Annotated in this window: 7 protein-coding genes; all 7 read left to right on the top strand. The window is 53.7% G+C overall.

The features are described from left to right. Positions 1–567 (top strand): hypothetical protein (locus EDD77_RS18100; RefSeq protein ID WP_341472449.1); only part of this gene is annotated, 567 nt, incomplete at its 5' end. 19 nt (positions 568–586) lie between these two features. Further along, positions 587–1345 (top strand): hypothetical protein, encoded by a 759-nt coding sequence (locus EDD77_RS11730; protein WP_058964405.1) that lies wholly within the window; start codon positions 587–589, stop codon positions 1343–1345. Beyond that, the gene (locus EDD77_RS11725) at positions 1329–2327 is read left to right on the top strand and encodes a MucBP domain-containing protein (protein WP_132587396.1); all 999 of its coding nucleotides are present in this window, start codon (positions 1329–1331) and stop codon (positions 2325–2327) included. Before EDD77_RS11730 ends, EDD77_RS11725 begins: the two co-directional genes overlap by 17 nt. 85 nt (positions 2328–2412) lie before the next feature. After that, positions 2413–3789: a GGDEF domain-containing protein gene (locus EDD77_RS11720; protein ID WP_172733321.1), complete on the top strand. Its 1377-nt coding sequence runs from the start codon at positions 2413–2415 to the stop codon at positions 3787–3789. 335 nt (positions 3790–4124) lie between these two features. Beyond that, a complete protein-coding gene (locus EDD77_RS18545; RefSeq protein WP_242868391.1) occupies positions 4125–4271 on the top strand; it encodes a hypothetical protein in 147 nt (48 codons plus the stop codon). A gap of 12 nt (positions 4272–4283) precedes the next feature. Further along, the gene (locus EDD77_RS11715; RefSeq protein ID WP_278318320.1) at positions 4284–5111 is read left to right on the top strand and encodes an alpha/beta hydrolase; all 828 of its coding nucleotides are present in this window, start codon (positions 4284–4286) and stop codon (positions 5109–5111) included. Positions 5112–5248: 137 nt separating this feature from the next. Beyond that, on the top strand, positions 5249–6625 hold the full coding sequence (locus tag EDD77_RS11710) for an MATE family efflux transporter (RefSeq protein WP_197410505.1): 1377 nt from the start codon (positions 5249–5251) through the stop codon (positions 6623–6625). Positions 6626–6702 lie beyond the last annotated feature (77 nt).

Here is a 6702-nt window from a genome sequence, read left to right as displayed (position 1 = left end):
AGCGCGGAGAACCCGGTCACGGCGCCTCTGGCGGCGGCCACCCTGAATATTGAATGGACTGGCGGCAAAAGCGATCCGGTCACCCTTGCGGTAACCGACAAGGCGCTGATGCCGGCGGACGAAATCGAAGTAAAAGACGGCTATCAAGTAGACAATACCGGCAGCGTGGATGCCTACATCCGCGTTACCGTAACCAAATACTGGGCGGACGAGAACGGCAAAACCACCGAGCTCGCCGCCGGAAACATCCAGCTGGGCCTGAACAGTGCCGACTGGATCAAGGCCGAAAAGCTGTTCGAGGGAAACTCGGATGAGACCGAGGTGTACTACTACAAGTACCCGGTACCGGCAGGCCAGAGCACCAGCGAGCTGCTGGAGACCATCGGCATCCCGGCTGACCTGACCAACGAGTATGCAGGTATGAACGTACACCTGGAGGCTGTGGCAGACGGCGTACAGTTTGCGGGCGCGGATGCGGCCGACCTGAATGCCAGCGGCATTCTGGCCAGCTGGGGCGTTGTGGCCGAACTGGACGAAAACGGCAATCTGGTCAGTGTGACCGAATAAGCGGGAGGAGGCAGTGAAGATGAAGAAAAAACTGATCGCGAGCCTTTTCTCGCTGGCTCTGAGCGCGGTATTCGCGCTGGGCTGCTTTGCCGCTGACGCCGACAAGGTTGTTTATGACGGCACCAACCTGACCTATTCGGGCAGCACTCAGATGAGCGGCTTTACCCAGATGATCCCGGGTAAGACCTACACCGGCACCATTACGCTGGAGAACACCGGCGACAAGGCTGCCTACTTCTACATGGACACCGACGTGGTGAGCACCCTGATCGGCGCTTCCAACGCCAAGGACACCGGCTACACCGTGAGCCTGACCTGCGGCGGCAACACCCTGTACGGCTATGACCCCGCCACCGGCAAGGCCACCGGCACCCTGGTGGGCGGCGACACCACCGCCGGTCTGGAGGAGCTGAACAGCCAGCTGGAGGAATACCCGCTGGTGGCCACTCTGGACCCGGGCCAGACCGCGGACGTGGTGCTGAGCATCACCCCGGACGCCACCGCCACCAATGTGAGCTACATGGGCGCGGAAGGCATGATTGAGTTCCGCTTCCAGGCGGCGGATGTGCCCGACGTGAAGACCGTTGTGACCACCGAGACGGTGCAGGGGGAACCCAACGTGGTGACCCAGGTTCGCACCATCGTGGTGTCGGCCAAGACCGGCGATTTTAACACCATTGCGGTATGCGCGGTGGTGGTGGTACTGGCGGCAGTGGTGCTGCTGGTGCTGACCAAGAAGAAAAAGAAGGAGGAAGCAAGCGATGCGCAGAGCAAATAAGCTGTTGGCCGGGCTGCTGAGCCTGTGCCTGGCGGTAAGCATCAGTGCAATGCCCGCCCTGGCGGCGGAAGATGATGCTTCCTCCACCGAAGCCACCACCTATGTGGTGACCTTCCGTCCCGGTGAGCACGGTACGTTCACCGATTCCTTCATCGCCGGGCTGGAAAAATACGGCGAGGTGAAGACCAGCGAGGCCACCGGCGCGGTGGCTGTGCGGCTGAACGAGGGCGCGGCTCTGCCCAACGCTCCTCAGCTGACCGATATCGTGATGAACGAGGACGCCTCCCGCTACTTTGTAACCGATGCCGCCCAGGGCTACACCGGCGGCACTGCCAGCGGCGATGTGAACGCGGTGGCTCAGTACACCCTGCGTGCCAGCACCGAGGATGCGGTGTTCACCGTGCAGTATCTGGACCGTGAGACCGGCGCCGAGGTGGCTCCCACCCTGCAGGGCTCCGCGCCTGTGGGCCAGAACCTGACCTTCTACGCGCTGAACAACATCGAGAACTACACCGCTGAGGTGGCCAGCCAGCAGCTGACTGTTTCCGCCAACGCGGACGAGAACGTGGTGACCTTCTACTACACCGCGGGCGTGAACAACGTGACCGAGACCGTGACCGTGCCGGGTGGCACCATCACCGAGTATGAGGATCAGACCGTTGTGGGCGGCGCGGCTGTTGCAGGCGGCGGCGCGGGCGGTGCCGGCGGAGCCGGTGGCGCAGGCGCAGGCGGTGCAGGCGCCGGTGACGGCGGCGATACCGTGGAAATCCCCGAGGATAACACCCCGCAGGCGGGCGGCGACAACACCCCCGGTGGTGAGGACGTGGAGATCCCGGATGAGAGCACCCCGCAGGCAAACCTGCCCGGCGAGAACGCAAACGGCAATGTGATGCCCGTGGTACTGGGCGGTGTAGTTGTTTTGATTGTAGTGATGGGAGTGGTATTGCTGATCAATAGGCATCACAAAGAAGATGATGAGTAAAGAGAAACTGTGATATATAGCCTGGCTCTGAATGGCGAAGACTGTTCAGAGCCGGGATTTTTTCAGATCAGGAGGAATAATAAACGTGGTTGAAAGACAACATGAAGTTGCGTTGCCACTTATTGATTTGGAGAAAAGGCATGTCGAAAAATTCATTCGAAATTTTTTGAACACCTACTTGTTGGAAAGAAATGTGGAAAAAACCGCTCAGTTTATTTCTGATAATTTTTACGGAATAGGGCTTGCTTCCAATGAAGTTGTCGTTTCCAGAAATAACTTTTCGATTATGATGCAGGATGAGAAAATACATCATCCGCAGACGATTCCATATGAAATAAAGCTACTTGCCGTTAGAGAAATTGAAAAAACGATATATGAATGTGCAGCGAAAATTGAAATTATGTTGGATACACAGACTGTGTCCTTAAAGAATCAAATCCGATTCAGTTGTAATGTGAAACAGACACTAGATGGATTGTTTATTACAATGATTCATGTGTCTCGTATGGAAATGGTCAGAAATGATGACTTGATCCCAGGTGTGTTCTTGAACGGAGGAGGAAATCTCGACTCGAATGCTCAGTATGATTTGATTCATATGATGTGTCACATTATGCCCGGGGGAATCTTGGGTGTCAATCATATGGAAGGGTTTCCTATCTATGTCATAAACGACCACATGCTTGAAATGCTGGGATATGAATACGACGAATTTATGTCAGAATGTCGAGGAATGTTAATCAATGCGGTTCATAAAGAAGACCAGTTGCAGTTGACAAAAAAATTGAAAGATAGTTTTTTGCACGACCAGCCTTATGAAGTAGAATACAGATTAAGAAAAAAAGATGGACGTTTTTTGTGGGTATATAATACAGGTCGGATTGCGTCAGCAGATTCACAGCCGAAAGCTATTTTAACCATGGTAATGGATATTACACATACGGTGGAAGTGCGAAATCGACTGCGAGCGGAGAGTGAGCGTGATTCGCTTACGAATTTATATAATAGAAAAGGTGGTGAGACACGAATTCGGAAGGAATTGGAGGAAGAAGCGCCATACATCTTTTTGCTTTTAGACATTGACAATTTCAAAAAAATGAATGATTGTTATGGACATTACCAGGGAGATCAGGCTCTTTGTTTTTTAGCGCAGTTGCTTACTCAAAATTTCCGGAAATCTGATATTGTTTATCGAATTGGAGGAGATGAGTTTGGACTTTTTTTGACTGACTGTAAGGGTCATGACATAATTCGGGTGAAACTGGAAGAGTTATGCAGAAGTTTTCAGCAATGGAGCAAGGATAATTTCCCTAAAAGTGAGATGTCAGTTTCGCTGGGAGGAATTGCAGGAAAAAAGAAGATAGAATATGCTGACTTGTATCAAATGGCAGATAGAGTTTTGTATCAGGTGAAAAATCAAGGGAAAGGCTATGTGTTGATTCAGACTGACCTGTTTGATTAAGTAGGGTGACATTCGAAAACAGCGACAAGCAGGAGGCAAACCTGATTGTCGCTGTTTCTTTTAAATGCTTTAGCACAACAAGAACCCCCAGCTCGGCTGGGGAGAGTAAAGAAACTTTGGATTCAAGTACCGAGCGAAGCGAGATATAAACAGCAATTTATCCACATAAGAAAAGCTGTGTTAGTACGCAAATGCCCGTTTACGGGCTGTGGGGCAAGTGATGTAATGGGGAGATTTCAATGCCTCTTGAGAGGCTTGTCGGTACGATGCCCTTCTAGGGCTTACTCAAGCCCTCGGCTTAGCCGGGAGTCCTGACTCAAAGGAGGCGAAAATCCATGTATCTTCCACCAAAAGTAAAACCGCTGTGCCCGCCGGAGCAGTTACCCCGCTTTGCAGATGTGGTTTATGCACAGGTCACACTGGACGATGGCCGGCCGTATGATCTTAAACTGGATGTTTACCAGTCCCCGGAACAGCAGTAGCCGGGCCCCTGCATCGTTTACTATTTCGGCGGCGGCTGGATGTGGGGCGAATATAAACAGAGCACCCAGAAGGCGGTTTACTGCCAGGATCTTGTCCGCCTGACACAGCAGGGCTATACCATCGTTTGCACGGACTACCGCCTGGCCAGTCAGTCGGTTTTCCCGGCCTGTATCCATGACTGCAAGGCGGTGATCCGTTTTCTGAAGGCCAATGCTGCCGTGTTTCATATTGACCCGCAGCGGATCGGTGTTCTGGGTAATTCGGCGGGGGCGCATCTGGCAGCAATGGTCGCACTCAGCTCGGATCACCCGGAGCTGGAAGGGGAAGTGGGAGGAAATCTGGAACAGTCCAGCAGCTTAAAGGCTGCCTGCCTGTTCTACACTCCGGCCGATCTGGAACAGTCTCTGCGGGATGCAGTTGCCGCATTGAATGGCCCGGACAGAGATCTTTCCAGCACAGAAATCGAAAACATTGGCGATGACCGCGATCGCTTTATTCCGGCTCTGATTGTGGGATACACCGGAAAAGGGCGTTCCCTGCAATCGCTGGAAGAAGTGATGGAGCGGAACGATCCCTCTGACCCGGACTGGCGTTACATCGAACTGACACGCCGGTGCAGCCCCATTCATTATGCAAGCGCGAACAATCCGCCGGTTTGCCTGCTTCATGGCGGGAATGACCGGGTGGTGCCCCTGTCTCAAAGCCTGCGGCTGTATCAGGCGCTGATCGATGCGGGAGCAGATGCAACCTTTGTGTCCTATTCTCTGGGAGGACATGGCCCGTCGCTGGGGCCGGGTGTGGACCGGTTTGCGTATCAGTTCCTGATGGATCGGCTGTAATGCGGTATCATACATGCATTTGTTCGACATTCCGTTGTGGTAAAATTCTGCGGTGTTTGTGATATGATAATAGAGAATGTCAGGCAAGGACAATCACGTCGAAGCAGGATGTTTCGCGGAAAGAAGGGGAGAGAAGAATGAAAATTACCCGGATGGATCCGGAACAAAAGGTGCGGTATCTGACCACGGAACCAATTCCGAAACTGGTAAGGGAGCTGTCGATCCCCACGATGGTGAGCATGATGGTCACCGCCTTTTACAATATGGCAGATACTGCATTTGTGGGCAGGTTGGACAACCAGTCCACCGCTGCGGTGGGTGTTGCCTTTTCCGCCATGGCCATGATTCAGGCAATCAGCTTTCTGTTTGGGCATGGGTCCGGCAACTACATTTCCCGACAGCTGGGTGCCCGCAATTATGAGGATGCCCGACGCATGGCTGCCACCAGCTTCTTTACCGCTTTTGCGTCAGGTGTGGTGCTTGGAATTCTTGGTATTCTGTTTGTAACGCCGCTCAGCAGATTGCTGGGCTCCACGCCCACCATCCTGCCCTATACGGTGCGATATCTGCGTGTCATTTTCGTGGGCACACCGTTCATCATGTGCTCGTTTGTACTCAATAATCATCTGCGGTTTCAGGGGAACGCCTCGGTGGCCATGATCGGTATCGTGACAGGTGCGGTGGCCAATGTGCTGCTGGATCCTCTTCTCATCTTTGGCCTCTCCATGGGTGTGGAAGGGGCGGCGCTCTCCACGGTGATCAGCCAGATCATGAGCTTTGTACTGCTGTGGGGGCTGCACCGGAAACGGGCAGTGGTTCAGGTACACTGGCACCAGATGAGCTTAAAGCGCCGTTATCTGGAAGGGATTTTGAAGGGAGGAATCCCTTCCATGTTCCGGCAGGGGCTGGGCAGTCTGGCGACGGTTCTTTTGAATCTGGCTGCCGGTTACTATGGCGGAACTATGGCGGATCAGGCCATTGCTGCCATGGGCGTGGTGGGGCGAATTACCGCCTTTGCCAACTCGGCGCTGATCGGTTTCGGGCAGGGCTTTCAGCCGATTTGCGGGACGAATTATGGTGCAGGCTGCTACAAACGGGTGCGGGAGGCGTTTTTCTTCTGCCTGAAGCTGGGCAGTGGAACACTGGCGGTTTTTTCGGTGCTGGGCATTCTGTTTGCACACCCGCTGATGTTGCTGTTCCGCAATGATGAACAGGTGGCCCGCATTGGTGCGCTGGCGCTCCGGGCCCAGTGCCTTGTGCTGGTGCTCAGCGTCTGGATCATTTTGTGCAGCATGTTGCTGCAAACCATTGGAATGGCTGCAAAGGCAAGTGTGGTGGCATCAGCCCGGCAGGGAATCATGTTTGTGCCCATGATTTTGTTATTGCCCTGGTTGTTTGGGCTGGCCGGGGTACAATTTGCTCAGATGGCTGCAGATATTCTGAGCTTTGCCCTCACTTTACCCATTGGATGGAGCGTGCTGGAGCAGCTTCGGGAGGATCGCCCCAAAGCATAAAAGAGAGAAAAGGGGAGCCGTCCGCTTGCGCGGGCTGCTCCCTTTTTCGATTGGCTGAAGAGAAACTATGGAAAATC

The sequence above is a fragment of the Allofournierella massiliensis genome, assembly GCF_004345265.1.
Taxonomy (GTDB): Bacteria; Bacillota; Clostridia; order Oscillospirales; family Ruminococcaceae; genus Allofournierella; species Allofournierella massiliensis.
This window is presented reverse-complemented; position numbering and strand designations above follow the sequence as displayed.

Bases quoted from the DNA above. Each gene is read 5' to 3' on its own strand.
- EDD77_RS11730 (WP_058964405.1), top strand. From the start codon at position 587: ATGAAGAAAAAACTGATCGCGAGCCTTTTCTCGCTGGCTCTGAGCGCG.
- EDD77_RS11725 (WP_132587396.1), top strand. From the start codon at position 1,329: ATGCGCAGAGCAAATAAGCTGTTGGCCGGGCTGCTGAGCCTGTGCCTG.
- EDD77_RS18545 (WP_242868391.1), top strand. From the start codon at position 4,125: ATGTATCTTCCACCAAAAGTAAAACCGCTGTGCCCGCCGGAGCAGTTA.
- EDD77_RS11710 (WP_197410505.1), top strand. From the start codon at position 5,249: ATGAAAATTACCCGGATGGATCCGGAACAAAAGGTGCGGTATCTGACC.